The sequence below is a fragment of the Mesorhizobium vachelliae genome (genome assembly GCF_033977325.1).
GTDB lineage: Bacteria > Pseudomonadota > Alphaproteobacteria > Rhizobiales > Rhizobiaceae > Mesorhizobium > Mesorhizobium vachelliae.
Map to the genome: position 1 here is coordinate 192,982 of NZ_JAVIIR010000012.1, position 25,946 is coordinate 218,927.

A 25,946-nucleotide genomic window follows, 5' to 3' on the forward strand; every position below is an offset into this window, starting at 1 on the left:
GTTGATGCTGTCACTCTGTGCAGCAATGGCAGGAGATCTGTGCCTGCGGGAGACTTTTGATGATCATGTCGTAGACAGTCTTCAGGAGCTCATCTGCATTTCCAGAGGTGAGACGAAGTGGCTGCAATCCAAATCTATCGGCGATCGCTGCGATGTGCTCGCCAGCCGCAATACGAAATGCTTGATTTTCATCTCGCCCCTCGCCGAGGGGAATGCTTGGATCGAGTTCCGTAAGGAGAATGATGTCGTAGTCGCCAGCGTGAGCGGCGGCGATAGTCTGGAGCTCTTCGACTCGCCGAGGAGGAAGCGATCGGCCGGAAATCTGCAACGCAGCTTGAAGATAGCCCAGAGCGTCGAAGACCGGCCTATCGATCAAGATAACATCTTCATTGAGAGAGGCTTCAGCTTCCAGCCTCATACCCTCTGCCATGATCCAGAGTGTACTTTCGAACGTGTGTTGGGTCAGAATCGGAAAGCCCCGGGCGCGGGCGCGCGCTGCAAGATCTTCGATTTGTCCGGTCTTGTACCCACCATCAGACAGCCGAGACTTTAGCCTCTCCAGGAAAGTGGACTTTCCGGTCGAGTGTGTTCCTGCTAGCCCGATTTTCACGACGGTTCGTGTCATAAGAAGCTGCTCTGTCGGCTAAAGAGGACATCGGCGTCGCGAAGGCAATCCACGCGCGCGCTTTGCTCCAGTGGCATCAATAGGTCAGCAAAGATCAGCGCGGTAAGCATCGCATCAAAGAGGGCGGAATGATGCTTGCGGTTCGTTCGCCGAGCGGCCTCATCGATAAGCCCGAAGAATGAACCGAGCTTTTCCAAGCCATAGGAATCTAGGCCCGGTTTCAAGGACCGAGCCAGCTTGAGCGTATCTATCGCGGCGACCGGTCTCCACTCCGGAATCTGGCGCTGGATGGTCTCCAACTCGACACGGACATTGTGACCGATGATCCTCCCATTTTGAGTCCAGGTCAGAATTTCATCGGCTATGTCTGCAATCTCCGGCGCATCGGCGATGTCATCATCTGTAAGCCCATGGATCCTGGTCACCGCTGGTTGGATCGGCTGCGAAGGCTTCACCAGCCAATGGAATTGCTTTCCAGTCGGCACCAACGCTGAGAGCTCTATCATGGCCAATTCCACGATCTCCGGGGGGGAGGCGCCGTTGCCTTCGACATCTATGACCCAATATCGGTCCGAACTCATTCCCAACCGACCTCCGCTCTGCCGTGACGATATGGTCGATGAGGTTGTGCGCGATCGTGCACCTGGTAGTTCAACGCGTGTTGTATGAAGTAGCGCTGATACTCGGTGCTGCCGCTCACCTCTACGGCCCGGTCCGTCACTAGAGCGTTGTCGGTTTGTAGGTTGACCATTTCCGCCAGTTTCCGCACCTCATCAATATCTGGGCGGCGATGCGCTTTGCCGCAGAGTGCTCGTTGGTCGTTGGGACAGATATCGCAGATCTCGCTGATCCCGAAATGACCGTTGTAATCCGCCGTTCCGTGGGCATATGCAACGCCACACGAGGTCTTGCGAAATATCGGGACACCTTCAAACGCGCGAAGCACGCGCCGCTCGACCGAGCTGGGAAGGATTTTGCGCCGAGCAACTTCCTGGTAAAGGTCAGGGATGCCGGCAGCCCGGAAATGTTCCCGGATTTCCTCCCTGAAAAACAAACCGGTAAAAACGGTCGCATCGGCATACTGCGCGAGTGTGCGCGCGCGCTGCAGATTGGCACACGTATCGTTCAATCCCGCTATCAACGGCCGCCAATACAGCACGATTTTCGTTCGGCTGGCCGCGCTCCGCAAGACCTCGAGCGATCGTTCCGCGATGCGTGACGAGACCGGTTCGATCCTGTCGTTGTCGATCCCCGACCACGTCACCAGGATCGTCAGCTTGACATTCCTTAGCGTCTCCAGCCAAGCCACGTCCGAGGCATCGATTTCCCATCTGGTGATCACGAGCACCGGGTTTGAAAGACCACGATCATCGATCTGCTTCAAAGTGGCAAAGAGATGATCTTTGACACCGGGGAGAAATGGGTCTGTCGCCCGGTTGAATATCTGCAGAGGCGTTCGATGCGGCACGAACGCCCAATGACCGACCAGTTGCTCAACCGCCACCTCATCGTCCACGATCAGGTGAGGGCGTTTCATCTCGTAGTTTGCGAAGATGTGCCTGACGCAGTAGCCGCAATCCAAAGGACAGCCTACAATGTGATTAAGGCTCAGCCCGGATTTGCGGTAATCGATAATCTCTCGGAGTGCCGGGGGGAGATTATTGGGCACAGACCGCACTCTCTTTTGTCGAACCCTTTCAAAAGCAATCACTCGAAGCACTCCCCTTTCCCGCTTCAGTACTGCCCGATACTGATCGTTTTGCAATAGGTGTTCTGTCCGCGATGAAAGATGGCGCCGATGGCTATCATGCGCATCTTGTTATCGGCGCTAATCGTCAGAAAAAATATCGCTCTTATCCGACTGTGCTCCTATGAACCCCAGAGAGGTGTCTCCTGCCAGGAGCTTCTCCTTCGACAGCAGGCCCGCGTCCTCGAGCGCCTCGAAATCCGGCAGCTGGCGCAGCGTGTCGAGCCCGAACTGCGACAGGAAATTTTTCGTCGTCACATAGGTGTAAGGCGCGCCCGGCAGCGGGCTGCGCGGCCCCGAGGCGATGAGGCCCTGCGTGCGCAGCACGCCGATCAGATCGCGCGACACTTCCTTGCCGAAGAAGGAAGACAGCTCGCCCCGCGTGATCGGCTGGAAGTAGGCAATGCACATCAAGACGAGCGCTTCCGACTGCGTCAGCTCTTTTGTGCCCTGCCCCGCCGGCGCGCCGAAGGCGGCGTGGATGACGTCGCCAAAAACTTTCCTGGTCCGATGCTGCCAGCCGCCGGCGACCGAGACCAGTTCGTAGGGGCGGCCGGCGAGCTCGGCGCGAATGTCGTCGACGATCAGATCGATGTTGCAGTTTCTTCCCACAACCCGCGCCAGCACCTCGCGCGGCACAGGCTCGCTGGCGGCAAAGATCACCGCTTCGGTGCGGCCCATCCACTCGCGCCAGCGCAGTTCCGGCGGCAGGTGCTCGAGCTCGGTGTCAAGCAGCGCCGGCTGATCGTTCGGCTTGCGGCGGACGGAGGCTTGGCTCATCGCTACAGCCCAAACAGCCGGAAGGTCGGGCGGCCCGACAGCTCGCGCACGGCCTCGAGCTGCTGCAGGCGCTCGAACAGCCGTCGCGCCGCGAAGCGCGACAGGTTTTTGGTCGTCAGCGATCCGGGGACGGCATCTTCATTGAGCAGCAAAAAAATCACGTCGCCGGCGCCCTTGGCGCGCAGCTTTGGCGTCACCGCAAGGAGTTTTTCGGAACGGCGCGAAAGCTCGGTCGCCAGCCGGCAGGCCTCCGCCGCCGCTTGCACCAGCGCCAGGCAAACCGCGTGCTCAAAACCTTTTTCGCCCGGTCGGATGCGTTTGCCGCCGCCACCCTCGATGCGGAAGGCCGGGCCAAACGCCTGGACGATCAACAGGGGTACCGATCGCGGCCAGCGCAGGCTTTGCGCCAGCACCAAATCGGCCAACCACCAGGCCAAAAGCTCGGCCTCGGGGCGTATGGCGACGACGTGCGCAGCGATTGCCGCCGCGGCGAACGGCGCCGGCCGCGGCGAGCCCGCCACTTCCTCGATCTCTTTGCAGAGGTCGGCGAAAGCCTCATCGTCCCAGGCGAGCCCTAGCGTCTCGGTCACTTTTGCCAGCCGATCGGTGCTGACTGCCGGCGGCTGCAGCGCCAGCTGGCGCCAGGCCCCAAAAATAGCGCCGGCGGGGCCGGGATCGGCGCCGGCCGGGCAAAGCTGCCAGGCGTCACGCAGGGCGGCTTCATTCTCGGCGCGGCCGGCGAGCCGCATGCTGGCGGCAGCACATTTAAGCGCCAGCCGCTGGCGCCAGGCGCCGGCCCAGGCAGGCTGCGCGCGGGCGAGGCTGTCGAGAGAAGCCAGCGCGGCACCGGCCCGGAAGGCAGCGTCCGCGTCATGCGGAACGCCAACGGTCTCGAGCGCCCAACCCGGCACGGTCGGCGGAGCAAGATTGGCGGTCGCTGGATCGAGGCGAATCATGATTTTGAGGGTAAATGTTGCGTGCGCTTTGCACCACAATTTTCACCCTAAAACGCACAGCTTGTCGGCAATACAAAACGAATGATAATGTTGCCTTATCAGTCATTTAGCTCTGTGGCCAGACAACGTGCATCCTCCTCTCGACTGAGCAACGATTTGCGTGTCACGAAACACTCGGTCCGCTCCTTTGTCGACCGATGGTCCAAGAAATCCCCTCTCTCCGTATGATCCCGGAAACCTCCTTTCCGACATGACGATCAAGCACGGGCCGCCACGGTACGAGGGTGAACTCGCGCGACTTTTCAATGACGGCATACTTCCCGCCGGCAAGGTCGACGGATCGACGAAGCGTGCCATCTATTCGGTCACCAGACTGAGCTTCGGCATAGGGCAGGCCAAGTTCGACTGACAGTTGGCCTGCGACGCGATTGAGCTCACGCTGGCGCAATATAGAAATCATGTTGACGCGGTAGACGATCCGATCCTTCTCCTCATGCGCCAGCCCCTGCGCGATCAGCCACTGCCGCCGGCGAGATTGTGCTTCCCTCACATCATGCCCAAAGCCAGAGTTCCGTGTGACTTCAGGCTTGTCGGAAACCAGCTCCCGGTCGATCCAGGTGGAACCGTCGAAACCGACTTGCTTTTCCAGCGGTATCGGCGAGAGCTTGTCGACTACAACAGGCTCAGCCTTGGCCCGCTGCCGCTCGTATTCCGCAACACGGTCGAGATGATCCGGCACGATGATCCATGTGCCGTCCGGCCTTCGCTCCACCCCGCCGGTGACCCGCCGGATCGCTTCCAGCCGCCGGAGATGGGTTTCGGCAAAGCGTTCGGTTGCGGACAGATCGTGCCGCAGATGACTATCGACATTGTAGCGCCCGCCATTCGCTGCGGCGACGTCGGCGATAGTGCGATCCACCTGTCTGGGCTCGGTGTTCCGGGGCGTGATACGCACGATGCATCCGTCGGGCATCGGTTCGGTGGCCTCGCCTTTGCCGATGTCAATGTAATGGCTTTTGCCGTCGACACCGTCGACGATAAGATAGTGCCGGTCGTTCATCTCGTCCGACAACCCACGCGCGACCACGCGGCCTACCACGGGCTCGGCATTCTGTTCCGCATCGTAGACCACACAATCGGCGGCGCTGCGCGCTAGTCCCTTGCTGGTCAGTTCGCGATGCATGGTCTTGATGATATCGCCGCGCTCGGCCAACCGACGCAGCGTCGCTTCGAGCTCATCGTCCAGGCGCCAGCGACCCGGTGCGACCTCCTCGGCCAACCCCATCCGCTCGAGCTTGCGCAGCCTACCCTGATGCAACGTCTGGCGAAACGCGTCGCGGCCAACCGGAGAAACAACTCCGTCTTCGTCGCGCATTCGTTGCAGCTGCCGGTCGATGCTGGTGAAACGCTCCTGTTCCATCTCATGGCGCAGGCGCTGCTCGATCTCCCGGTCGGTGCGTGGACCGAGGTCGAGGCTCACCAGCTCAGCCGCGCGCTCTCGCAAACCAGAGGAGATGTAGTCGCGCGCGATGACCAGATTCTCGCCGCGGTCGTCCTTGCCGCGAAGGATGACGTGCGTATGCGGATGGCCGGTGTTGAAATGATCGACGGCAACCCAATCGAGCTTGGTGCCGAGATCCTCTTCCATCTGCGCCATAAGGCGCCGGGTCAGTGGCTTGAGATCGTCGTACTCAATGCCGTCTTCGGCGGCGATGATGAAACGGAACTGATGCCGGTCGCCGTCCGCACGGTCGATGAAGTCCTTGCCATCGACCCGGTCGCTCTCGGCACCATAGAGTTGGCCAGGCTCGCCTTCTCGGGTAACGCCGTCGCGCTGGAGGTAGCGCAGGTGCGCGCGCGCGCCGTCAACACCCTTGCCGGCCAGCTTGACCACCCGCGCCTTGATCACAACCCGTCGCTGCCGGAAGGCGGCGTAGCGATCGCGTGACTTGAGCAGCGCGGCGGCCGCCCCTCCGCGCCCAACCCGACTTCCAGTGAAATAGTTGCCGCGTCGGGACTTGCCGCCGGCCCTGTTGATTGCTGCCCGGAGCTGACCGGCGAAGCGTTTTCCTGCCTTCGAGCCGCGCGACCCGATTTTGCCAAGCTTTGGCCTGAACTCGTCATCTGTCATGCAAGTCTCCCGACACACTGCAGCAAAATCAGCGGCTTGCGCGCCCCGGCCTCTTGATGCCGCTGCTAGCCTCCAGAGAAAACGATGTGCAGACAAAGACTTGACCGCCTCATGGAGGCGGTACCTTTATCTTGCCTTACCAATTAGACCCCCATAAACCTGCAATAATTCATCAACATCAATTGCTAATTCCAACTCCATCGCAGTAAAGACGGCACGATTCATTTCAGTCGTACATAAGCCAAGCTCACGGCCGGATTGTTGCCTCCGGCGGTCCATGCGCTACTTCGAGCTCGGCGCCTAACGGCGGGCAACGCGCCGCCGAGATGCGGCCGCGCGATCGGAATTCCGCGGCGGCGACATAGGACGAGAGGCGGCGGATGCCGCCTCTCGTCTCGACTTTAGTCGCGGTCCCGATCCTTAAGCTCCCAGATCACCGCCTTGACCTCATAGTCCCCGATCTTGGTGCGGCGTTGCGCGACCAGGATGCTGACGGCCGTCTCGTTCGCCTCGATCGCCCGGATCGCGTCCTCCATGTCGGCATATGGCCGGAGGTTTTCGATGGGGATGACGTCGCCGTTCTCGTCATAGCCGCCGTGGAGGTACATCGGCGCCCGGTTCAGGCGCGAAAGCGCCCACTCGGCCTCATGGATGAGCAGGAAGCCCAGCTTGCGCTGCCGCCAATATTCTGCACTGCCGCCGTCGATGCTGACGATTTTGCGATGTGTCATGGAAATCTCCTTTCGTTCTCTGACGGAAGGAGCCCGCACCGGCGCATCGAGGGGTCAAGGATCGCTTTAGCGACCGCAACGCGGCGTGCGGGGGAGCCGATTTTGTCGGCGGGCGCTTCAGCGTCCGGCGGCAAAATTGGGGGGACCGCTCGTCCTTGACGCCGCAGAGGCGGTGCCACAATGGGCAGTCAGAGAGAGATAACCCACGGCCCCGACCGGGGCCGTGTCCGTATCCGGCGACCAGCCGGTCCTGCGCCCTCCCACCACGTCAACGGCTGCGATCCCGCACTGGCGGCGCAGCGCCGCGAGACGATCATCACGCGGATGCGCCCAAACCGTGTAACGGCTGGTGCCCATCTGGCGCTAGCTCAAGGGAGGGCGATAGCGTGCTCCCACCCGTCGCCGCAGCACCTTGCCCTCATCTGCCGTCCGGCCGCGCCGACCCGCCTGGCTGAGACCCGAGCGGCACCAGAATTCCGCCACTCGAACCGCCCGCCGAAACGCCATCCCTCAGGAAAAACAATTCGCGCCCTAAGGAGATTTTCGGCGCTTTTGGCGGTCGAGATTTGCCCTTGAACCGATCCATGTCGGCCGCCGAAACACCCGCCGCCTTAAGCTGTTTCAGATACAAGACTGTCTCTGTCGGCAGCGGCTTGCCGCGTTCCAGATGCGCCTCATATCGATCGGGCCCGGCGTTGTAGGCCGCGAACAGCCCAGGAAAGCCGAAGCGATCATACATGGCGCGCAGATAGGCTGTACCGGCCAGAATATTGTCGCGCGGATCGTGCGGATCGGCTCCGAGATCATGCTCGACGTGCAGTTCCTCATAGGTGTCGGGCATCACCTGCATCAGCCCAATCGCACCGGCTCGTGAAGTGATCGGCCGACCGTTGAGCATGGTCTGCCCACGGCTTTCGGCATCCATGACGGCATAAATCCAGGACTGTGGAACACTGAAGCGCTGGCTTGCCTCGGCAACGAACTCTTGCCATCTTGCCAGTAGCGGACCTTGGGAGATGGCGGCCGGCTGTGCGCCGGTCGCGGCGGAACAGGCGCATGGTGCAATCGACACCATGCCCAAAATCAGGAGGGTCACTCGGTCCATAGCGGCACGAGCCTCCCAACGATATTGGCGGCCGGCACCGGCCCGAAATACCGGCTGTCGAAGGAGCCGGGAGCCTCGCCATTGATCAGGAAAACTTCGTCGCCGGCGAGTGCCCGGCATTCGTTCCACCAAGGCAAGCTTCGGCCTTGCGTGTCGACCGGAACGCGGCGTGCCACGATCTCGCCGCCGATGATGATGGCGTCATTGAAGGCGCAGACATGCTCGTGCGGCAGTGCGGCGATGCGCTTCACCAGCGGCACGTTGCGAGGCAGATAGCCGCGTTGGTCGGCGAGGTGAGCGGCCATTTTGGGCAAGCGGACAAGCACGAAATCGCCGGCGCGAGCGGCACCAAGGCCAAGGCCATAGAGCCCGATTGGCGCGCTGGCCGAGGCATTCCAGACCAGGACGGGCGTCGGCTTGACGAAAGCGGTGAAGCCGATCAGGCCAAGGCCGATGCTTGCCGCGGCAAGCGTCTTGCGCGCGCGAACGCGCCGCAAACGGCTGCCGATCAGATGAAGAGAACGCCGCGCGATCATGGCTGGCCTGCGCGATTGTCATCGGCGTCAAAGCCCTTCGGCTGGCCTTTCGACCAGGCGTCGAGCTCGTCGATGTGGTAGCGGACGAAGCGGCCGTGCTTGCGAAATTGCGGGCCACCGCCCTTGAGCCGCATCTTTTCCAAAGTCCGCTGAGAGAGCCCGACATAGAAAGCGGCCTGCGCGGTGTTGAGGAACGGACTGCCCTTCTTGGCGCGGGCGGCGCGTTCGTTTTCGTCGTCCATGATGATCCTCGTTTCGTCGGCTGAAGACGGTGGGGAGGATCGGCAAGGAAAAGCGCTTGCGGGACGGGCGAAGAGTCAACGGCGAGTTTTCGCCGCCCCTGCGGGCTGGCTCAGTTCGGCTCAAAGAGCCCCCGCGCCGGTGGCGCGGGGGCCTGTTGCGTCAGTCGGCCGGGTTCCAGATGATGGCGAAGGTGTCGTCGTCATCCTGGCCGGCGGCGCGGCCGAGATTGGCGTAGAGTTTTCGCGGGCCGAACTCCGGTGCTGCGATCGACAGGCTCACATAGTCCTTGCCGGATGCCTCGCCGATCCTGATCCAGCCGGCACCGACCTCGACGCCTTGGGTCAGCACCCTAAAGTCAGGATGGGTGTCGGCGCTCTTTGACTGGTTGGGCACGATGGCGATCTCGGCGCGGACGCTGAGCGTCTTGAGCTGGCCCTTGTAGGCGCCGTTGTCCTGCTTGGTAACGTATCCGATCGCGGTCATTTCAAGTCTCCTTTTTGCTTGTCGCCGGGGACCATTCCCCTGCGATGGCGGACCGTGATGGGCGCGTCTGGGCCGGCTGAACCCGGAGGGCCGCAGCGGCAGCGGAGGACCCGAGCGGGCAGCTTTTTTGAAGCGAAGCGGGCGCGAGGAGCCGCCGCAGGCGGCGGGGAAAAAAGCTGCTGGCCGAGGGTTTCGGGCGGGCCGGATCCGCCCATAGGTCATCAAGCCAGCGGCAGGGGAATGGTGCTCGCACGAGCAAAAGGAGATGTCGCGAAGACGCGGTCGCGGTAGCCAGGCAGAAGTTAGCCGAGGACAGGTTTGCGGACGCTCCAGCGCCGTGCCAGCGCTATCGTGCCAGGCACAAAAGCGCCAGATTACCACCAGCGGGCCGGGTGTTTTCGAAATCCATCGGCCGGTGCGCGCGGCTGAAACCGGACCGGCGCTGCGGTCTACTCGAGACTTTGCCGAGCGATAAATGCTGCCCGGTTGGCGCACGAGCGGCGACGCCAGAAAACGTCGCCGCCCGCCATGCGAGGATCATTCCGACACGAACAGCGTCTGGACCTTCGCCCACTGATCGGCGGTGCGCAAACCGCCACGGTCCGTGTAGCTCGACACCGGGAATGCCATCCAGCGCGGCAGCCAGCCGTCGACTTTTTGCCTGCCGTTCTCGCCGCAAAGGAAGTCGCGAATGATCTTCTTTTGCGTCTTCAGCTTCTGCGAAGAATTGCCATCGGCGACGAGCCTGCCGCCGACATCGGCGAGGATTTCGGTGGCGACTTGCCTGTCGCGCAACAGCTCGAAGAAGGCATCGTCGGCCTGCCAATGGCCGCGCATGTCGAGGCCAAGATGATTGCCGAGCGCTTCGACAATCGCGCTGCCCGCGCAAAGCGTCTCGGCCATGACCAGCGCCAGAACGCGCAGGACATCGTCGTGTGGGAGTGCCAGCAGACGGGCAAAGACGCAGGCCAGCGCAAAGTCGTCGCAATTGCCGCCGGCGACTGGACCATCCTCATCGACACAACCGAGCAGGGTCAGAACCTCGCGCTGCTTCTCGGCAAACGCCGCTCCGGCCTTGCAAGCAGCGATGCTGGCGGCCACCGTTTCGTTGGCCGCGCGCTGCGGTTCGGGGCGTACCGTCCACAGGCTCGAGCCGACGACGGCATGCGCCACCATCAGGCGCAGTGCTGCGCCCGGATGATCGAGCAAGGCGGTGCGCACGGCGGCGTGACGGTGCAGATCGACATAGTTCTGCATCGGCCCGCTCAACTCGGGACGCGACGGTTTGGCACGCGGTTCGGCTTGCTCACCAAACTCGCCTTCTGCGCGGACGCGGCGGGCTTCCTTGCGCGACAGGTAGCCCTCATGACATTCCACCTCGCCGCGCTGCGAGACGGTGACGATCACCTTGCCGCCCTTCTTCTTCGGCGTCTTTTCGTAGTCCCACGAATGGAAATACTGGCCGGGTTCGAGCACTTCCACCTCGGGCCAGCCGGCCTCGAGATAGGCGCTGCGCTTCGCCGCGATGGCCTCGTTCTGCTTTTGCCAGAACAGGTCGGCATCGGCGAAATAGCTGTCCTCGCCGAACAGGTCGGAGACGATCAGGCCGGGATAGTCCTCGATTGGAAACAGCGCCACCTTGGTCGAAATCGACTGGCCGCCGAACAGCCATTGCTTCAATTGCCAGCCGCGTGGCGCATGTTGATCGGGGTCGGCATAAAGCGCGAGCCAGTCCTTCTGCTGCGCCTTGGAAGCCATGGTGAGATGCCGCACCGTCTCGGTGTCGATCTCCTCGCGGCGATACGCTTCGCGTATCTTCGGCAACAGGTCGCCGAGCGCCAGAATGCGCTTCACCTGAGGATCGGTGAGGCCGAAGGTGGCGGCAATGTCGGCGATGCCCCTCCCCTCCTTGATCAGGCGCGTAAAGGTCTCCCACTGCGAGACTTCATCAGGGTCGAGGCGGGCGATGTTCTCGATGAGCGAAGCCTCCAGCGCATCGGCATCGTCCCCTTCTTCCATGATGGCGCAGGGCAGCGGTTCGGCCTCGCCGCGCTCGTCGGCGACCGTTTTGGCTGCGAAATAGCGCCGCCGCCCGGCGACGATTTCGAAGCTGTCCGGCGTGCCATTGGGCCGGATCAGAAGCGGCACGAGCACGCCGCGCGCCCTGACCGACGGCAGGATGTCGGATATGTCTGGCGCGCGCTTTGAATGACGCATGTTGATGGCGGAAACGCTCAACTGGTCGATGGAAATATGGGCAAGTTGCATGGGTCTTTCTCCTTTGTCTGGGCTTTCAAAAGCCCCACCGCGAGGCCGCAGGCCGAGCGGCGGGATGTTGTGCGCCTGGCGGCGCGGTCATTCCGCCCGGTCTGGCGGAAGCTCGGGAGTGGGGATTTCGAGAGCGGCGGCGGCCTGCCGCAAAAGCCGCTCGGCCTCGGTAATGTGGCCGGCAAGGCGCGCGGCTTCGGAATAGACTGAGAGCGGAAATCGCGCACGAAAATAGAGATCGCGCTCGATGCCGAGGCCAAGCGGTCCCTTGAAGGCTTGCAGTTCGGCGAGGCTGACGCTGCCCAGTTCCGGGAAGCCGAAGCCGAGATCGCAAAGGCCGAACAACGTGTCGCCGTCGGCGTCGAGTTCGCTCAGAAGCCAAGTCGCGGCGCCGACCGGATTGAACAGTTTGACGACCGGAACATGGTCGGTTTCGATTTCGGCGGCACCATTGGCGCAAAGGCGGGCGCGCAATTCGTCGGTGATCAGGATCATGGCAAAGCTTCCTCGTCAGAATAAGTCGCACTGGCTCGGAACAGGTCGAGCTGGTTTCGTTTGGCTTCATCGAAGCGGCCGAAATCGAGTGTCTTCCTGCGCCGCGCGCGGGCGCATCGGCGCGTCCATCAAAAGGTCAAACCGGTCGCGGGCGGTGACCCGCCTTCGCGAAGCCCGCTTCGGCGGGCGAAGGAAGGTCGGCCGGACGGACATCGGGAACGAGCGTCTGCTCGCGTTGCGGCGTCGGCTCGCTCTGCAGCGCAACGGGATCGGGAGCGCTCATGCCGCGATCCCTTCGCGCATCTTGGTTTCGGCATCCGTCTGCAAGGCCAGCAGGAAATCGGCGGCTTTCGAGGCAAGGCTGGCAGCGCGGAAAATGGCGCGGTTGTCCTCGCGCAGCACCTCGAGCCATGAGGCGATATAGTCGGCGTGACGCACGGTCGGCTCGATGCCGAGGCTCGAGCAGGTAAAGGCAGCCGTGATCTCGGCCACCAGTTCCTCGCGCGCATAAGCCTTGCTGCCGAACGAGCCGGAGAGGTCACGCGCAAGCCGCGTTGGGTGCCCGGTCCAATGGCCAAGCTCGTGGAAGCAGGTTCGGTAATAGTTGATCTGCTCGAAGAACGCCGGTTGCGGCGGCAGTTGAACAAAATCGGCAGACGGCATGTAAAAGGCGCGGTCGCCGCCGATGCGGATATCGGCACCGGTTTTGCGGACAAGCGCCTCGGCATGCGGGATGATGTGGCGTTCGGGCAGCGGCTCGGGCTGGCTGTAAAGCGCGTCGGGCAGGCCCTCGCACTGCGCGACATTGAAGACGGTGAAGCGCTTGAGAAAAGGCACCGCCTGCGGCTCGGTATCTTCCGCCTTGGCGCGTTCCTTCTCGTTTTTCGGGATGAAGCGATCGGCATGCACGATGGTCGTGCCGTGCTCGCCTTTGCGGACATTGCCGCCGAGGGAAAGCGCCTGCCGGAAGGTGAGCCAGTTCTGGCCGGCATAGCCGTGTTCGATGACCGCGCCCCACAGGATGAGGATGTTGATGCCGGAATAGCCGCGCCCCGTGGCGGCATTCTTCGGCAGGCCAAGGCTGGCCTTGGCGCTGCCCCAAGGCTTCACCCAAGGCACGCAACCCCGCTCCAGATCGGCGATGATGCGGTCTGTGATCTCGGAATAAAGGCTGCCCTTAAGCGGCTCGCCCTTCTTGCCGCCAACTTCTCCGCTAGCGCCATGTTTGCCGGTCTTGCGCATAATAAAATCTCCGCTCGCCAATCTCGCCGCGCCCTTCCCCGCAAAGCGGGGTGGGCGGCGAAAAACGACCGGAAAGGCCCGCCGTCAGAGGTGGCCTGCATCCGAAGGACCGGAACGCAAGTGGAGGACCCGGAGCGCGAGCGAAGGGTTGCGGGCCGCCGCGGCGGGCCTAGAAGGGAGAGCCGCCCACACCGCGTCGCCGGGAAGGCCAAATCAAAAAACAACGCCGCCCCTGGGGCGGTGACCGGCACAGCCCGCAAGGGCTGCCCGCGCCAGGGGGCGAAGCCGAATGGCCGAGACCGCCTGAGCGACGCGAAGACAAGCGGGCTCGGTTCACGAGCACCCGATGCGCGCCTTGAGGCGCGCAGGTGCCCAGCAATTTGCACGCCAAGACCGATTATTTGTCGGGACGAACCAGATCCATGTGGCTGACGCCAAGCGCCAATGCCAGTTCATAGATGGTGACGATCGTCGGATTACGGCGGCCCTTCTCCAGACCGCTGATATACTGCTGGCTGAAGCCGGAAACTTCGGCGAGCTGTTCCTGCGTCAGACCTTTCTTCAGCCTGATCCTTATCACATTCCGACCGACCAACTGACGCATGTCCATGCGTGAGAAGTCAGCGGATCAGGCTCCTTGAGTTTATCAACTATAATATGTATTCCACACCAAGCGTCTCGATCCACTCGCGGACGGGTTTTGCGAGACCGCTCTGGGAGATTGAATCAGCGATGAGGCAGCCTCACTCGACTATGCCGGTAGCGGATGAAGCGCCATGGTCGGACAGCCTCACGGCTTACGACAAGGAGCACTTCACCATCTATATGCGCTTGCTGGATGCCGCCGCCGATGACGCCAGCTACGAGGAGATGGCCGATCTGATCCTCGGCATCGATCCGGAGCGCGAACCAGAACGCGCCCGCAATGCGGCCCGCAGCCATCTCGACCGGGCGAACTGGATGGTAACGACGGGCTACAGGGAGCTGTTCACCAGGTGACGCATTTATATGGCGCAAGACAGGTTAGGCAAGAAAGTCGAGATAGCCGCCATTCATGAGCACGCGAGCCCGTGCCACGGCACGTCGGATGCGATCGCGCAGATGGTCGCGCGGATCCGTCCAGTCGGCCCGCACACGCGTCTGACCAATCAGCGCTTCGGCGATGTCTCGGTACGAGGCGCCCGCAACTGAGCCGTCAAGAGCCCGCAGAACAAAGCCTAGGCGACGACCGCGCGCTTCCGGCGCAAACAGTCTTTTCGGCAAGCGTCCCCCTGCAACGAGACTATTGAGGCATTTCAGCGCCCAGAGGCGTTGCCGCCACTCACCGGCCGGCCAGACCGCATCGGCGCGCAGCCGAACGGGGCCGAGGATACTCGACCCCGAAACGGCGAGCTGAAGCTGCCGGCCGGCGCTGTGCAGCAGGAGATGCTGGGTGCTGTCAACCAGCCTGAGCACACTCGCACGGCAGGGAAGACTCGCCGGTTCGAATGCCGGCATGGCCGGCGAGGAGGACACCTGTTCGGCGACGACCGGCAAGACCTGAGCGCATCGGCTCGGACACCAGAACGTGGCTGCGTCACGGTGCATCGAGGACGCGAAACAAAAGCCCCCAGCGCGACAGGTCGGCGGAGGATAAAATGACGTCGAGCGACGGCCGCTGATCGACGGACCTCGCCCGTTCCAATGCGTGGGACAGATCATCCCGGAAGGCCGGATTGCGCCGCAGGAATTCCCAGGCCCAGCCGCGCCGCGTCAGCTCAAGGGTGTAGTCATAGGACCGCTCATCGCGCCAGTCCGGCCGGTCGGCTTCAGGTTCTGGCAGGCTCATCAGGTCTCTCCGCCTGAAGCATGAAGCGAAGCCATCATGCGGCCTCGTGAATTGACCGGCGCCCACAGCACCGGACCGGCAAGACCGCCATTGCGGCGAATGGCATCGAGGCGCTCGCTTGAGACCTCGAGGTAGCCGGCCAGGGCTTTGGTGGGGCCGATCGCGCGCGGCTCGCCGAGCCGCTCGAGCGGCCAATCGGCCCGGCGCAGGATGCGCTCCATGCGCAGGTCGGTGACGGTGACGATGCGGCTCAGACCTCGCCACAGGCCGAACTCGATCATGCCTGCGAAGAGCGCGTAGGTGCCGATAGCGATGCCGCCTGCCCCCTTGGCGGCCGATGGCGGCAGGTCGAGCGCGAAACGACTGCTTTCCCAGATTCTTGAATCCTGCGGCGTCGGCCGCCCGTCCAGTAGGGCCGGAAAGATATCGCCAAGCATGGTCGGCCCGGTCGAGGCAAGCAGGCGGACGCAGCCGTCGACGCTGCCAATTGAGCCGCGCAGCAGCAGATAGTGGGGTTTCAGCGCGTCGAAGCGATCGATCTCGTAGCCGCCGCTGGTGTCGACGTCCCAGTCCAGCCGCTGCTTGAAGACACGGTGGCGCAGACGGTGCATTTCGTGGAGCTCGTCGGCGAAGTCGCCGTACCATTCGGGAGCAATGAGCTGCAGCATGATTATCGGCCTCCTGGCGGGATTGACCCTGCCATTGGAGGCCAGGCGTCAGGCCGAAGCAGCCTGTACAGCGGTACAGGTGCCTGGTCAGCCGAGACCCGTTCTGGCGGCTGAGAATTGCGCCACGGCCTGCATGCGGGTGCGCAGCCCAAGCTTCTTCCTGGCGTTTTCCAGGTGAAAGGCGGCGGTGCGGCGCCTGATGCCAACAATCGAGGCGATGTCGCGTGCGGATTTGCCCTGCGCGGCCCATTCCAGGCATTCATATTCGCGCGGCGTCAGCTGCACGCCATTGACCACCCGATCGGCCGAGAGCTTGCGGCGGACGCAGATATGAAAGCAGGTCGCCATGAAGCGAAATGCCTCTTGGTAGCGCTCGGTCACCCGCAGGAGGGCCGGATTGAGCCCGTCGGCGGCAAAGCTCATGGCGGCGACGTTGCCCCGCTTGTCTAGGATCGGGATGGTGAAACCGCAGCGGATGCCGAACGCGGCCGCTTCGTCGAAGAGCTTCTGCTCGAAATCCGACAGCCCGGTTCGGCTGTAGTGAAGCCCCCACAGAAACGGGCATTGGCCGCCCTGCGCCCGCGCGATCACCGGATCGATGGCGTGATAATGGTTGCTCAGGTAATGAGCGGTCCAGCGTGGCGGATAGTTCGAGATCAGCCTTGGCTTTCCCGGCGCCCGTGGCGGCAGGCACAGATAGGCGAATTTGACGAGATCGAATGCCGCGGCAGCACGCGCCATCGCGTCGCGGAAATCCGTCTCATCGACGCTTTCCGAAAGCTGCTCCAGGAAGGTCTCGAAGACAAATTGCATGCCTAGTCGTCCCCAGACCCTTCCGCCGCGTGGCATTCGGAGTCGCGGAAGCCGGCGGGCAGCTTGCCAAGGTGACATGGCCACGTTCGCCGGCACGGAGCGTTACGCGATGGCCAGTCCGTCACCTTCCGGCTGGCATTCCAACGATGGGAGAATGCCGATTCGAACCTCTTCAGCATCCAATTCGAACCGACAGGCGATGACACCGGATCCGCGGCACGCGCCATTCAACGTGCAGCCGCGACAGATTTTCAGCCGTTTCGCCATCCGGCTGATAGTGCTTGCGCCACGCGACAGGCTTGCTTGGCCGGTGCTCACGCCGAGGCTTCGCCAAGCATCTTGAGCATTGCCAGCCGGACCTTGACGAGCTTGCGCACCGCCGCGTGATAATTTTGAGGAGCAGCGTCCACCACAAACACCAAGGTCATCAGATCCAGCAAGAATTGGTGGATCGCGTCGGCAGTCACGACCGACTCGAACTGACGCAGCATCGAGCGTGCCTCATTGACCGTTTCCGCGCCCGGCGCATCGATCAACGCTTCAAGCCTTTCGAAAATTTTCAATTCGGCGAAACCTCCATTGCATCATTTGCCGTAGGGCACCAGCGAGGCATACCTCGCGCGAAAAGTAGCTGGCCAAGCGGCGCCTGCTCGCACGATGGTGGCGCCGAACCATGCAGCAGCCTGAGCTCCATGGATGGAAAGACAACAAAACTCGGCCGCAAGCCATAGCATCGAAAAATCCGTTGCCGCGAGAGACACGCGGGCGCCTGAAGCTCAGTGCCCGCATTGCGAACTGAAAACCGAAATGAGCTCGGCACCTCGAACCCGACACCGAAGATGCAGAAACGGTAAGAACTTGGCTGCATCAGGAGGTCATCCTCAGACCTATTTTCGATGGTCCGGAAAGTAGCCCTGGTGACGTCACCACAGAAACCTATCCTCGTTCGCTTTGACGGCGTCCATTTTCTGCAGTCGGAAGATTTCCTCCACGGGCACGATTTCGGGGTCGATGCGGTGAATACCGCCGTCGGCGCGGATGCGGGCAAAGACGTCCTTCATGGCGGTGACCGCTGCTCGAATGGCATGATTGCCATAGATCACCATCGCAATCTTGCCGAGCGCGCGGATGCGCGACTCGTTCATTTCCGGGTAGGCCGTCGGCACGATGACTATCGGAACTTCGCCGCGCCATGCTCGTACAAAACTTTCCACCTCGTCGGGCGTCTTGCGCTTGGAGTGGATCAAGATCATGTCCGCGCCAGCTTCTTCATACGCCCTGGCCCGCTTCAGGGCCTCGGCTTCACCCAGTCCGGCGATCAGCGCTTCGGTGCGCGCAATGACGAGGAAGTCCGCGTCTGCGCGCGTGGCAACGGCCGCCCGAATCTTTCCCGCGAATTCCTCGGTCCGGATGAGTTCCTGGCGACCATCTGCCAGGAGGCTCGTCACCTTTGGAAAAGCCTTGTCTTCAATGACCACCGCGGCGGCGCCCGCACGCTCGTATTGCTCGATGGCGTAGATCACGTTGATGGCGTTGCCGAAGCCGGTGTCGATATCAGCTATGATCGGCAGCGATGATTGCTCGGCCATCGAACGGACCATGTCGAGGTGCCGCGTCATGGAGACAAGGCTTACATCGGGCAGTCCATAAAGAGCGGAAAGTTCGAAACCGGAGGCCCAGATGCCATCGAAGCCTGCCTCCTCGGCCAGGATTGCCGACAAGGGACTGTGCGCCGCCATGACGTGGGCCAGATGGCCGGCGCAGATATGGGCTCGCAGAGATGCCCTGCTCGTCAGCGTGGAGGCTCCGGAGATGTGCTTGGGGCTTTGACTTTGCAGCATCTTGCTCGCCTCTGGAATCGACGAATGATCGAATTACTGCCACCTGTATTCAGCGACGTCGTTGGCAATCAAACGGATTGATCGATTTTTGAGACCTTTCCATAGCCGAATGCGATATTAACGAGCCTCCGAAATCGCCGCCTTCTTACACAGTCGAGCCAACCACCGGCAAAAGGCGCGAGCGAGTTCGGGATTGTCAGAGCGATCGACCGCATAGGCCCGGTATTGCATACCGCTTGGCGTAAGCGATCCCGGCACCACATTCAAAGCGCCAGTGCGCACCAGGTCACTGACGATGATCTCGGGCGCTACAAGAAGGCTTTTTCCTGTCATGACGGCAGGCAGCGCAAGGTAATTGTGATCGTATCGCGCGCCCGACTTGATATCCCTTGATGTCAGATTCATCCCTCTCAGCCAGGTGGGGAGTATGTCGGGACGAGATGTGACGTTGATTATCGGCATCGAGCGAACGACCGAAAGACTTTTGCCCGCTATGTGATTTGGAGAGCCGACACACACGAGTTGCTCGTTGTAGATTTCCCAATGATCGGCAGGTTCGACGACCGAAAGGTCGCGTGTAATCAAGATGTCGAAATCGTCGGTGGATGTCGGCAGCGAAAGCGAACTGATCACGTCAACCATCACGCCGCCCATTTCGGTGGAGAATGCCTGAAGATTTGGGATCAAGAATGAATAGGCAAAAGTCGAAAGTGATGTGCGCACGACAATCCTGTTGGCGTTCGGCCGAGTCCGCCGCCGCATTCTTTGAGCGGTGAAGCACACTGTATCGAGCGGCTCCGAGACAGTGTTGGCGAATAATCTTCCAAACTCGGTCAGTTCGCTTCGCCTGCCCCGCCGTTCCATCAAGTCTGTCCCGAGATATCCTTCCAGAACCGCTAGGTAGCGGCTGACTGAGCTCTGCGTCGTGCCTAATGCGTTAGCTGCCCGCGTCAGGCTTCCTTCGCGCACGATCGTTACGAAAGCGCGGATTGCGTTCAAAGGCACTGCTTCGTCTTCGCTCGTCATCGGTAGCTCCGGAAAAATAGTTGGAGGGCTGATCCCTTACGGCCATTCATCTCCAAACTGGGACCATCCATCACATTATTCGATATTTGTCACCGGACTGTCGTGTCCCGGCGGTACCGCGTAGCCATCAGTTCCGGCCCCAGGATGGGTGCATGACATTTCCACTCAATAGCCTCGGCTTTGTTACTTATTGCTTTGCGCAACGTGAGCCGACAGCTCGCATTGCATGTCGCCATCAAATCTGGCGCAGGTTACCCAATCGTCTTGCGTTGGGCACGTTTGACAGCTGGTCTATCAGACCGCTTGAGCGCTGCGTCCTTTACCATCCGTGGTGCGCGGCGACGAGGTCAGTTGGCCGTGTCGTCGCTTCCGTGAGGAATGAGGAGGTCGCCGCGTGAGTGGGATTACCATAACAAATATCCGCAAGTCGTTCGGGGCCACAAGGGTGCTGCATGACGTTTCGCTCTCGATTGCGGATGGCGAGTTCCTGACCCTTCTCGGCCCGTCGGGATGCGGAAAATCGACATTGTTGCGCATACTGGCCGGACTCGAGGTCCAGGACACAGGCAGCATCGAGATTGGCGGTCGTGTGGTGGATGGAGTACGCCCGAAGCGTCGCGACGTGGCGATGGTGTTCCAATCCTATGCGCTTTACCCGCATATGACTGTCGCCGCGAACATCGCCCTGCCGTTGCGAATGCGACGACTGAGCCGCGCGCAGCGCCTGCCGCTCATCGGCCGATGGCTACCAGGCTCCGGGCCGGTGACAAGCGGGATCGAGATGGAGGTTTCTCGCACCGCCGAAGCGCTGAGAATTGCGCATCTGCTCAATCGCAAACCGGGACAACTGTCGGGCGGACAACGTCAGCGGGTGGCGGTCGGTCGCGCCATGGTGCGCCATCCTGCCGTGTTTTTGATGGACGAGCCGCTCAGCAATCTCGACGCCAAGCTGAGGGTCCAAATGCGTGCCGAGATCAAGGACCTGCACAGGCGCCTTGGGGTGACATTTGTCTATGTGACGCACGACCAGGCGGAAGCGATGACGCTGTCCGATCGTGTCGTTGTGATGCGCGACGGCGAGATGTTGCAAGTTGCCCCGCCCCAGGAGATCTATGCCGACCCGAACGACATCCGCGTGGCTGAGTTCCTCGGATCGCCAAAGATCAACATCGTGGACGCAACAATGCGCGAACCAGGCTTGGTCGATCTTGCGGGCTCCGCCCTTTCGGTTGCTTGCGAGATAGCGCCGGGGTCCAGATTCACTGTCGGCATCCGCCCAGAGGCTTTCCAGTTTGCTGAACATTCCGGCCCGGGCGTGATCACCGGCTCGGTACGCATGGTCGAGCATATGGGCTCCGATTTGTTCGTTTATTTCGACCCGTGCGGCCTCCAGCAACCGTTGATAGCCAGGCTTTCCGCCGAGCGCGCACGCCATATTGTCACCGGACAGACGCTGCATGTCTCAGTCAGATCGGACCAGCTGCTCGTCTTCAACAGCGACGGTCGTCGGGTTCGTGCGCGAGACGTCTCGCGCGCTCACTCGTCCACACCAGTCAGGGAATGGGCCTGATGAGCGCAAGCCTAAATGCTGTCAGTCGGCTTGCCCAGCCTGCGGAAGGGGTCGCGGGGAAGCTATCGTCGCGCGTCTCGCTGCTACGAAGACACTCGTTGCATGAGGCAATGTGGGGTTGGACACTGATTGCGCCCGCTCTCATCTTTCTCGTCGTTCTGTTCTTCCTGCCAGTTATCGGCGTCTTTGTCATAGCGTTTAGCGACTGGCAGTTCGGGGCCAGCTCGCTTTCCTTCGTCGGCCTCGCAAACTTCCGCGAAGTCATCTTTGACGAGGGTTTTCGAGCGTCGCTGATCAATACTATCGTCTATGTAGTGATGGTTGTTCCGGGAACCGTCCTTGCGGGACTTTTGATCGCGCTGCTCATAGAGAGCAGCCATTCGTGCCGCGCTCTTTATCGAGCAGTTCATTTCTTGCCCTTCATGGCCACGGCAACTGCAATGGCGATCTCGTGGGAGGCCTTGCTCCATCCCACCATCGGCCTGGTCAACCACAGCCTCGCGGCCCTTGGTTTACCTGTCGCCAACTGGCTGCGCGACGAAACGACGGCCCTGCCTGTTCTCGCCGTTATCGGCATCTGGCAGAATCTCGGTTACGCCATGGTGCTCTTCATGGCGGGGCTGAAGTCGATCCCGCTCGATTTATACGACGCCGCTGATGTTGACGGGGCCGATCAGTGGCTCGATCGCCTGCGAACCGTCACCCTTCCAATGCTTGGACCGGTGTCCATGTTCGTCGTCATCGTTGTGGCGCTTAGAGCTTTCGAAACCTTCGACACGATCCAGATCCTGACCCAAGGCGGCCCGGGCCACTCCTCGGAAATGCTGCTTTTCACGATCTACCGGGAAAGTTTTGAATATTTGCGCGCGGGCTATGGCGCCGCGGTCGCCATCGTCTTTCTCGCAATCGTCGTGGCGCTGACGTTGCTCCAGGCGCGTAGCATGGACAAACGGGTACACTATCAATGAGCGCGATCCGCCTTTCTCCTGCGGCAGCCATCCTGCGCCACGGCGTGCTGGTCCTCACGTCCGCATTCATTCTCGTACCCTTCGTTTGGATGGTCAGCCTGTCGCTCAAATCGCCTGGTGAGATTTTTCGGGCGACCTTCTCGGTCCTTCCGGCACAATTTTATGGTGTCGACAATTACGCCAAGGCGATCACTTCGGTGCCTCTGCCGCGGTACATGGGCAACGGCCTCCTTGTCTGCGCGCTGATCCTGGCAGCACAAATTCTCGTGTGCGCGCCGGCGGCTTACGCTCTGGCCAAGCTCAAGTTCTGGGGTCGCGATTTCATTTTCGCCATGGTTCTCGTCGGGCTGCTTCTGCCGCACCAGGTGCTGTCCCTTCCCTTGTTCATCCTCTGCTACAAGCTCGACATCCTGAACACGTACCTGGCCCTGGTTATTCCATACGTCGTCTCACCGTTCGGTATTTTTCTCTTGCGCCAATTCTTCAAGAAGATCCCGAACGACATTGTCCACGCGGCTCGGCTTGATGGCCTGTGCGAACTTGCCATCGTCTGGAAAATCATGGTGCCGATGGCGCTGCCTGCCGTCATCGCGTTTTCCATCTTCTCGGTTGTCGCTCACTGGAACGATCTTTTCTGGCCGCTGATTGCGGTACGCGACGGCAACCTGATGCCTGCGCCGCTCGGGATCATGGCCTTCAAGAACGAAGAGGCCGGGAATGACTACGGCCCATTGATGGCCGCATCGACACTGGTCGTCGCCCCTTTGCTCATCGCATTCCTGGCCGCGCAGAAGTGGTTCGTGGAGGGAATGACTGGTGGGTCAGTGAAATGAACGCAGCTCACAATACAATGAGGATCAACCAATGTTCGAAATCACGCGGCGCCATTTTCTCGCCGGTTCATCATCCATCTTCCTTACCACGGGGTCTGTCGCGCGCGCGGCGCCCTCGGATGCGCTGCGCGTAGTCGCGCTCCCCTCCATATTCGCCGACATGTATTCCGCGCTGGGAGCTGCCTATCAGGCGGGACATGACGTTGCGTTGAACATAGACACCTCGATTCGAGAGGATGAGACCGCCGTCACCACCGTGCTGCGTTCGGCAATGGTTGGGGAACTGCCGGACGTCCTGTTCATCAGCCCGAACTGTCTTCGTGTATTCGCCGACAGAAAGCTTGCGCAAAGCCTGGATGATTACCAGCGCAACGAAGCCGGTTGGGGACAAAGTTTCTCACCGGCCGTGACACGAATCGGCCGCTTTGGAGCAAGCATGCACGGCCTTGGCTTTGCGGTCTCGATGCCGGTGATCCTCTATAACCTCGACCTCTTGAAGCGAATTGGGGTCAGCGAGCCGCCGGACTCCTGGGAAGCAATCACGGCGCTGGGCCGCAAACTCGATGCCATGGGCAAAGGCCAGGTCGTGGGCGCGTTTATGGAGTACGACAACGGTGGCAACTGGACGTTCCATTGCCTCTTGAATGGGTTTGGCGGCCGCATCTTGGCCGATGACGAACGCAACGTCGGATTTGTCGGGCCCGAAGGGCTCGCCGCTCTTGGAATTTTGCGGGATTTCGGCGCATGCGGACAAGCGCGAACGGACATGTCACGCGATCAGGCACGACAGGCATTTTCTGCGGGTCAGATCGGCATCCTGTGCACTTCAAGCAGCAGTTACGCGGCTATCGCCAAACGCGCCGAAGGACAGTTTCAAATTGCGATGCGGCCGTTCCCGGTTGCCAATGAAGCCGGTCACCTGCCCGCCGCCGGACCCATCAGCATCATGTTCTCCAAGGATCCGGAGCAGCGACAAAAGGCATGGGAGTTCATGAAGTTCGCTTCAGGTGTCGCGGGGCAGACGATCGTGGCGACGCGCACGGCTTATCTCCCGGCCAACGATCTCGCGCTCGGCACCGAAGCGCTCCGGGAATATTATGCATCGCGTCCCAACCTCCAGGCGCTGATCCCGGCGTTGTCGGTGATGGGACCATGGGAAGCGTTCCCGGGCGAGAACTCAGTCAAGATCACCACCGTGATAAAGAACCACCTGGCGTCGGTGGTTTTGCTGAAAGTCGCGCCCAAGCAGGCACTGGAGCAGATGGGACGTGACGTCTCCGATCTGCTGCCGTTGCATTGACCGACCTGATCCCAACCACTCCTCAATCAAAAGGTTTTATCAAATGGCATCATTCCTAAAGCGTGACTTGTCGGCCTCTCGGGCGCTAAAAGAAAAACTCCGTTCCGGGGGCTTCGGCACCCTGGTACACTCCAGTCATCCGTCGCCCAGCCTAGTGGAAAAATTGGCTGAATGCGGGTTCGATGCCGTCCTCATCGACTGTGAACACGGTTCGGCCGGTCCGGAACGGGTGGAAGAGATGGCGCGCGCTTCGAGTCTGTCGGGAATCGTTTCGATCCTGCGGCCGGAAGATCCCTCGCCATGGATGGTGACCAAGTATCTCGAATGCGGCGTCGATGGTCTAATGATCCCGCTGGTGTCGGACGCGAAAGTAGCGCAGAGCATCGTGGACCGGTTCAGGTTCTCCGCGCCATTCGATCACCAGGACCGGTTGCTTATCCTGATGATTGAGACCATCGAGGCAGTCAACAACTTGCCGCAAATCATGGCCGTCGAAGGCGTCGACGCCTATTTGGTTGCTCCTGGGGACCTGGCCCTCACGATCGGCGCTCAGCCCATCACCTACGAATGGCAGCAAGGCAACAAGCCGCAAGCCGTTGCCGAAGTCGTCGATCGTGCGATCAAAACGATAGTGGACGCAGGCAAGATCTGCGGCACGCTCGTCAACCATAGCGACGTGGGGTCCTTCGTCGATAAGGGCGTTCGGCTCGTTTATGATCATGCGAACCATATGTTGAGCTATGGCGCTCGTGAGTTCCTTGGTCGTTTGAAGCAGTCGCCATATAAACTGGAAGCGGTTTCTGCATGATATCAGCCGTTCAGCATGTCCCGCCAAGCCTCGGCGCGACATGCTGAACGAGGCTGAGATGATCCGCGCCCCAACGGGCGAGACACTGCTCGTTATGGCCGCGCTGCCAAGAGCAAAGAAGCGACGCCGCGCTCGATGAACGTTCCGGTGGGCGACATCGCCGAGAGTCGGGACCGCAAGCCATCCTCGAATGCCGGCCGTCGGTCGCCGAGTACCCCAGGGCAAGCCTTGGATGTGGACAAGATATAGCCGACGAGCGAATCCAGATCCCAATGATATTCGTAAGGAAAGCTTTTGTCCTGAATGTCGCTGAAGGCAGAACGGGCAAGGATGACACCATTCGCGACCTTCAAGGCAGGTCGGATACCTTCGCTGCCCGCCGGAAAGAAACCGCCCCAGAAAGCCTCGGTATAGGCGAGTTGTTCCAACCACCAATCATCGGGTGAACAGTTCGAACGGTGCCTCGAAATGACAGCGATAGCACAGCCGTGCGCCGCCACCTTCTCGAGGTACTTCAGGACCCGCTCCCGATCCATCCAATGGAACGCGCCTGCTATCGTGACCAGTGAAAACGGGCCGATGTCCAAGCCAAGCTCCTCGGATTTTCCAGTCACGAAGGAGACGTTGCGAGCGCCGGACCTGGCGGCGTATTGGCGCGCCTCATCGATCATACCTTGATCGGGGTCCACGGCGATGACTTCATCGGCAAATCGAGCAAGCGGAACACTGATCTGGCCCGTTCCACAGCCAAGATCGAGCAAGACGGCCTCTCGGCCAGAAAGGTAATTTTGCGTCAAGAAATCGAACATCGCGGTCGGATAGTCTGCTTGGTAGCGCGCAAAATAGTAGGCGGCTCCCGCAAACAGATCCGCAGGCGCGGTGGTCATTATTTGACGGTCTGTTGTGCTCATTTCCCGTATTCCTTGTCTTGATGGATGCACTGTTTAAC

30 protein-coding genes are annotated in these 25,946 nt (G+C 61.1%); 6 read left to right on the forward strand and 24 right to left on the reverse strand.

Annotation, left to right across the window (positions count from 1 at the left end):
* Positions 1-10 precede the first annotated feature (10 nt).
* The 16 genes from RFM41_RS24055 to RFM41_RS24130 all read right to left on the reverse strand — a co-directional run bounded on the left by RFM41_RS24055 (position 11) and on the right by RFM41_RS24130 (position 13,952).
* Positions 11-625: an AAA family ATPase gene (locus RFM41_RS24055; RefSeq protein WP_320252979.1), complete on the reverse strand. Its 615-nt coding sequence runs from the start codon at positions 623-625 to the stop codon at positions 11-13.
* Entirely contained in the window at positions 622-1,206 is a 585-nt protein-coding gene (locus RFM41_RS24060; RefSeq protein ID WP_320252980.1) for a 3'-5' exonuclease, read from the reverse strand. The genes RFM41_RS24055 and RFM41_RS24060 overlap by 4 nt, the downstream gene beginning before the upstream one ends.
* Positions 1,203-2,336 carry a radical SAM protein gene (locus RFM41_RS24065; protein WP_320252981.1) on the reverse strand — a complete coding sequence of 378 codons (1,134 nt, stop codon included), beginning with the start codon at positions 2,334-2,336 and terminating at the stop codon, positions 1,203-1,205. Before RFM41_RS24065 ends, RFM41_RS24060 begins: the two co-directional genes overlap by 4 nt.
* A 117-nt stretch (positions 2,337-2,453) precedes the next feature.
* Positions 2,454-3,152 (reverse strand): SMC-Scp complex subunit ScpB, encoded by a 699-nt coding sequence (gene scpB / locus RFM41_RS24070; RefSeq protein ID WP_320252982.1) that lies wholly within the window; start codon positions 3,150-3,152, stop codon positions 2,454-2,456.
* A gap of 2 nt (positions 3,153-3,154) precedes the next feature.
* Positions 3,155-4,108 carry a DUF1403 family protein gene (locus RFM41_RS24075; RefSeq protein WP_320252983.1) on the reverse strand — a complete coding sequence of 318 codons (954 nt, stop codon included), beginning with the start codon at positions 4,106-4,108 and terminating at the stop codon, positions 3,155-3,157.
* A 163-nt stretch (positions 4,109-4,271) separates the two neighbouring features.
* Positions 4,272-6,239, reverse strand: coding sequence for a relaxase/mobilization nuclease RlxS (gene rlxS, locus RFM41_RS24080; RefSeq protein ID WP_320252984.1), 1,968 nt, complete (start codon positions 6,237-6,239; stop codon positions 4,272-4,274).
* Between the two features lie 401 nt (positions 6,240-6,640).
* Complete coding sequence (locus tag RFM41_RS24085; protein ID WP_320252985.1) at positions 6,641-6,970, reverse strand: hypothetical protein; 330 nt, start codon at positions 6,968-6,970, stop codon at positions 6,641-6,643.
* A gap of 418 nt (positions 6,971-7,388) precedes the next feature.
* Entirely contained in the window at positions 7,389-8,075 is a 687-nt protein-coding gene (locus RFM41_RS24090) for a lytic transglycosylase domain-containing protein (protein ID WP_320252986.1), read from the reverse strand.
* On the reverse strand, positions 8,063-8,611 hold the full coding sequence (locus RFM41_RS24095) for a S26 family signal peptidase (RefSeq protein WP_320252987.1): 549 nt from the start codon (positions 8,609-8,611) through the stop codon (positions 8,063-8,065). The genes RFM41_RS24090 and RFM41_RS24095 overlap by 13 nt, the downstream gene beginning before the upstream one ends.
* Positions 8,608-8,853 (reverse strand): helix-turn-helix transcriptional regulator, encoded by a 246-nt coding sequence (locus tag RFM41_RS24100; protein WP_320222788.1) that lies wholly within the window; start codon positions 8,851-8,853, stop codon positions 8,608-8,610. Before RFM41_RS24100 ends, RFM41_RS24095 begins: the two co-directional genes overlap by 4 nt.
* Before the next feature lie 160 nt (positions 8,854-9,013).
* Entirely contained in the window at positions 9,014-9,337 is a 324-nt protein-coding gene (locus RFM41_RS24105; RefSeq protein WP_320228044.1) for a DUF736 domain-containing protein, read from the reverse strand.
* A gap of 537 nt (positions 9,338-9,874) precedes the next feature.
* The gene (locus RFM41_RS24110) at positions 9,875-11,605 is read right to left on the reverse strand and encodes a ParB/RepB/Spo0J family partition protein (protein WP_320252988.1); all 1,731 of its coding nucleotides are present in this window, start codon (positions 11,603-11,605) and stop codon (positions 9,875-9,877) included.
* A gap of 87 nt (positions 11,606-11,692) precedes the next feature.
* The gene (locus RFM41_RS24115) at positions 11,693-12,100 is read right to left on the reverse strand and encodes a DUF2958 domain-containing protein (RefSeq protein ID WP_320252989.1); all 408 of its coding nucleotides are present in this window, start codon (positions 12,098-12,100) and stop codon (positions 11,693-11,695) included.
* A gap of 136 nt (positions 12,101-12,236) precedes the next feature.
* A complete protein-coding gene (locus RFM41_RS24120) occupies positions 12,237-12,383 on the reverse strand; it encodes a hypothetical protein (RefSeq protein ID WP_320252990.1) in 147 nt (48 codons plus the stop codon).
* Positions 12,380-13,342 (reverse strand): ArdC family protein, encoded by a 963-nt coding sequence (locus RFM41_RS24125; protein WP_320252991.1) that lies wholly within the window; start codon positions 13,340-13,342, stop codon positions 12,380-12,382. Before RFM41_RS24125 ends, RFM41_RS24120 begins: the two co-directional genes overlap by 4 nt.
* A 397-nt stretch (positions 13,343-13,739) precedes the next feature.
* Positions 13,740-13,952, reverse strand: coding sequence for a helix-turn-helix transcriptional regulator (locus tag RFM41_RS24130; RefSeq protein ID WP_320222794.1), 213 nt, complete (start codon positions 13,950-13,952; stop codon positions 13,740-13,742).
* 122 nt (positions 13,953-14,074) lie between these two features.
* Between RFM41_RS24130 and RFM41_RS24135 the strand changes: the two genes are divergently transcribed.
* Complete coding sequence (locus tag RFM41_RS24135) at positions 14,075-14,341, forward strand: DNA -binding domain-containing protein (protein WP_320252992.1); 267 nt, start codon at positions 14,075-14,077, stop codon at positions 14,339-14,341.
* 24 nt (positions 14,342-14,365) lie between these two features.
* On the opposite strand, the gene RFM41_RS24140 is transcribed toward RFM41_RS24135, so the two are convergent.
* From RFM41_RS24140 to RFM41_RS24170, 7 genes are all read right to left on the reverse strand, one after another.
* The gene (locus RFM41_RS24140) at positions 14,366-14,878 is read right to left on the reverse strand and encodes a DNA -binding domain-containing protein (RefSeq protein ID WP_320252993.1); all 513 of its coding nucleotides are present in this window, start codon (positions 14,876-14,878) and stop codon (positions 14,366-14,368) included.
* Positions 14,879-14,918: 40 nt separating this feature from the next.
* The gene (locus RFM41_RS24145) at positions 14,919-15,170 is read right to left on the reverse strand and encodes a transcriptional regulator domain-containing protein (protein ID WP_320252994.1); all 252 of its coding nucleotides are present in this window, start codon (positions 15,168-15,170) and stop codon (positions 14,919-14,921) included.
* On the reverse strand, positions 15,170-15,838 hold the full coding sequence (locus RFM41_RS24150; protein ID WP_320252995.1) for an acyl-homoserine-lactone synthase: 669 nt from the start codon (positions 15,836-15,838) through the stop codon (positions 15,170-15,172). The genes RFM41_RS24145 and RFM41_RS24150 overlap by 1 nt, the downstream gene beginning before the upstream one ends.
* 87 nt (positions 15,839-15,925) lie before the next feature.
* Complete coding sequence (locus tag RFM41_RS24155; protein WP_320252996.1) at positions 15,926-16,651, reverse strand: helix-turn-helix transcriptional regulator; 726 nt, start codon at positions 16,649-16,651, stop codon at positions 15,926-15,928.
* Between the two features lie 314 nt (positions 16,652-16,965).
* A complete protein-coding gene (locus RFM41_RS24160; protein WP_320252997.1) occupies positions 16,966-17,214 on the reverse strand; it encodes a hypothetical protein in 249 nt (82 codons plus the stop codon).
* Positions 17,215-17,574: 360 nt separating this feature from the next.
* Positions 17,575-18,492, reverse strand: coding sequence for a phosphonopyruvate hydrolase (locus RFM41_RS24165; protein WP_320252998.1), 918 nt, complete (start codon positions 18,490-18,492; stop codon positions 17,575-17,577).
* Positions 18,493-18,609: 117 nt separating this feature from the next.
* Positions 18,610-19,518 (reverse strand): LysR family transcriptional regulator, encoded by a 909-nt coding sequence (locus RFM41_RS24170; protein WP_040980212.1) that lies wholly within the window; start codon positions 19,516-19,518, stop codon positions 18,610-18,612.
* A 394-nt stretch (positions 19,519-19,912) separates the two neighbouring features.
* Here RFM41_RS24170 and RFM41_RS24175 point away from each other — a divergent pair, with 394 nt between their 5' ends.
* The 5 genes from RFM41_RS24175 (at position 19,913) to RFM41_RS24195 (ending at position 24,997) form a co-directional block, all read left to right on the forward strand.
* On the forward strand, positions 19,913-21,088 hold the full coding sequence (locus RFM41_RS24175; RefSeq protein WP_320252999.1) for an ABC transporter ATP-binding protein: 1,176 nt from the start codon (positions 19,913-19,915) through the stop codon (positions 21,086-21,088).
* Positions 21,089-21,198: 110 nt separating this feature from the next.
* Entirely contained in the window at positions 21,199-22,056 is an 858-nt protein-coding gene (locus RFM41_RS24180) for a carbohydrate ABC transporter permease (protein ID WP_320253018.1), read from the forward strand.
* Positions 22,053-22,889 (forward strand): carbohydrate ABC transporter permease, encoded by an 837-nt coding sequence (locus tag RFM41_RS24185; protein WP_320222804.1) that lies wholly within the window; start codon positions 22,053-22,055, stop codon positions 22,887-22,889. Before RFM41_RS24180 ends, RFM41_RS24185 begins: the two co-directional genes overlap by 4 nt.
* A gap of 31 nt (positions 22,890-22,920) precedes the next feature.
* A complete protein-coding gene (locus RFM41_RS24190; protein WP_320253000.1) occupies positions 22,921-24,189 on the forward strand; it encodes an extracellular solute-binding protein in 1,269 nt (422 codons plus the stop codon).
* Between the two features lie 43 nt (positions 24,190-24,232).
* Positions 24,233-24,997: an HpcH/HpaI aldolase family protein gene (locus RFM41_RS24195; RefSeq protein WP_320253001.1), complete on the forward strand. Its 765-nt coding sequence runs from the start codon at positions 24,233-24,235 to the stop codon at positions 24,995-24,997.
* Positions 24,998-25,089: 92 nt separating this feature from the next.
* Here RFM41_RS24195 and RFM41_RS24200 read toward each other — a convergent pair whose 3' ends face one another.
* Positions 25,090-25,908: a class I SAM-dependent methyltransferase gene (locus RFM41_RS24200; RefSeq protein ID WP_320253002.1), complete on the reverse strand. Its 819-nt coding sequence runs from the start codon at positions 25,906-25,908 to the stop codon at positions 25,090-25,092.
* Positions 25,909-25,946: the final 38 nt, after the last annotated feature.

Coding starts and splice junctions, on each gene's coding strand:
- RFM41_RS24150 (WP_320252995.1), bottom strand. CDS start 15,838: ATGCTGCAGCTCATTGCTCCCGAATGGTACGGCGACTTCGCCGACGAG.
- RFM41_RS24090 (WP_320252986.1), bottom strand. CDS start 8,075: ATGGACCGAGTGACCCTCCTGATTTTGGGCATGGTGTCGATTGCACCA.
- RFM41_RS24170 (WP_040980212.1), bottom strand. CDS start 19,518: ATGACGAGCGAAGACGAAGCAGTGCCTTTGAACGCAATCCGCGCTTTC.
- rlxS (WP_320252984.1), bottom strand. CDS start 6,239: ATGACAGATGACGAGTTCAGGCCAAAGCTTGGCAAAATCGGGTCGCGC.
- RFM41_RS24075 (WP_320252983.1), bottom strand. CDS start 4,108: ATGATTCGCCTCGATCCAGCGACCGCCAATCTTGCTCCGCCGACCGTG.
- RFM41_RS24185 (WP_320222804.1), top strand. CDS start 22,053: ATGAGCGCGATCCGCCTTTCTCCTGCGGCAGCCATCCTGCGCCACGGC.
- RFM41_RS24120 (WP_320252990.1), bottom strand. CDS start 12,383: ATGAGCGCTCCCGATCCCGTTGCGCTGCAGAGCGAGCCGACGCCGCAA.
- RFM41_RS24095 (WP_320252987.1), bottom strand. CDS start 8,611: ATGATCGCGCGGCGTTCTCTTCATCTGATCGGCAGCCGTTTGCGGCGC.
- RFM41_RS24085 (WP_320252985.1), bottom strand. CDS start 6,970: ATGACACATCGCAAAATCGTCAGCATCGACGGCGGCAGTGCAGAATAT.
- RFM41_RS24125 (WP_320252991.1), bottom strand. CDS start 13,342: ATGCGCAAGACCGGCAAACATGGCGCTAGCGGAGAAGTTGGCGGCAAG.
- RFM41_RS24110 (WP_320252988.1), bottom strand. CDS start 11,605: ATGCAACTTGCCCATATTTCCATCGACCAGTTGAGCGTTTCCGCCATC.
- RFM41_RS24055 (WP_320252979.1), bottom strand. CDS start 625: ATGACACGAACCGTCGTGAAAATCGGGCTAGCAGGAACACACTCGACC.
- RFM41_RS24200 (WP_320253002.1), bottom strand. CDS start 25,908: ATGAGCACAACAGACCGTCAAATAATGACCACCGCGCCTGCGGATCTG.
- RFM41_RS24135 (WP_320252992.1), top strand. CDS start 14,075: ATGAGGCAGCCTCACTCGACTATGCCGGTAGCGGATGAAGCGCCATGG.
- RFM41_RS24145 (WP_320252994.1), bottom strand. CDS start 15,170: ATGAGCCTGCCAGAACCTGAAGCCGACCGGCCGGACTGGCGCGATGAG.
- RFM41_RS24105 (WP_320228044.1), bottom strand. CDS start 9,337: ATGACCGCGATCGGATACGTTACCAAGCAGGACAACGGCGCCTACAAG.
- scpB (WP_320252982.1), bottom strand. CDS start 3,152: ATGAGCCAAGCCTCCGTCCGCCGCAAGCCGAACGATCAGCCGGCGCTG.
- RFM41_RS24155 (WP_320252996.1), bottom strand. CDS start 16,651: ATGCAATTTGTCTTCGAGACCTTCCTGGAGCAGCTTTCGGAAAGCGTC.
- RFM41_RS24100 (WP_320222788.1), bottom strand. CDS start 8,853: ATGGACGACGAAAACGAACGCGCCGCCCGCGCCAAGAAGGGCAGTCCG.
- RFM41_RS24060 (WP_320252980.1), bottom strand. CDS start 1,206: ATGAGTTCGGACCGATATTGGGTCATAGATGTCGAAGGCAACGGCGCC.
- RFM41_RS24180 (WP_320253018.1), top strand. CDS start 21,199: ATGTGGGGTTGGACACTGATTGCGCCCGCTCTCATCTTTCTCGTCGTT.
- RFM41_RS24115 (WP_320252989.1), bottom strand. CDS start 12,100: ATGATCCTGATCACCGACGAATTGCGCGCCCGCCTTTGCGCCAATGGT.
- RFM41_RS24165 (WP_320252998.1), bottom strand. CDS start 18,492: ATGCTGCAAAGTCAAAGCCCCAAGCACATCTCCGGAGCCTCCACGCTG.
- RFM41_RS24190 (WP_320253000.1), top strand. CDS start 22,921: ATGTTCGAAATCACGCGGCGCCATTTTCTCGCCGGTTCATCATCCATC.
- RFM41_RS24195 (WP_320253001.1), top strand. CDS start 24,233: ATGGCATCATTCCTAAAGCGTGACTTGTCGGCCTCTCGGGCGCTAAAA.
- RFM41_RS24130 (WP_320222794.1), bottom strand. CDS start 13,952: ATGGACATGCGTCAGTTGGTCGGTCGGAATGTGATAAGGATCAGGCTG.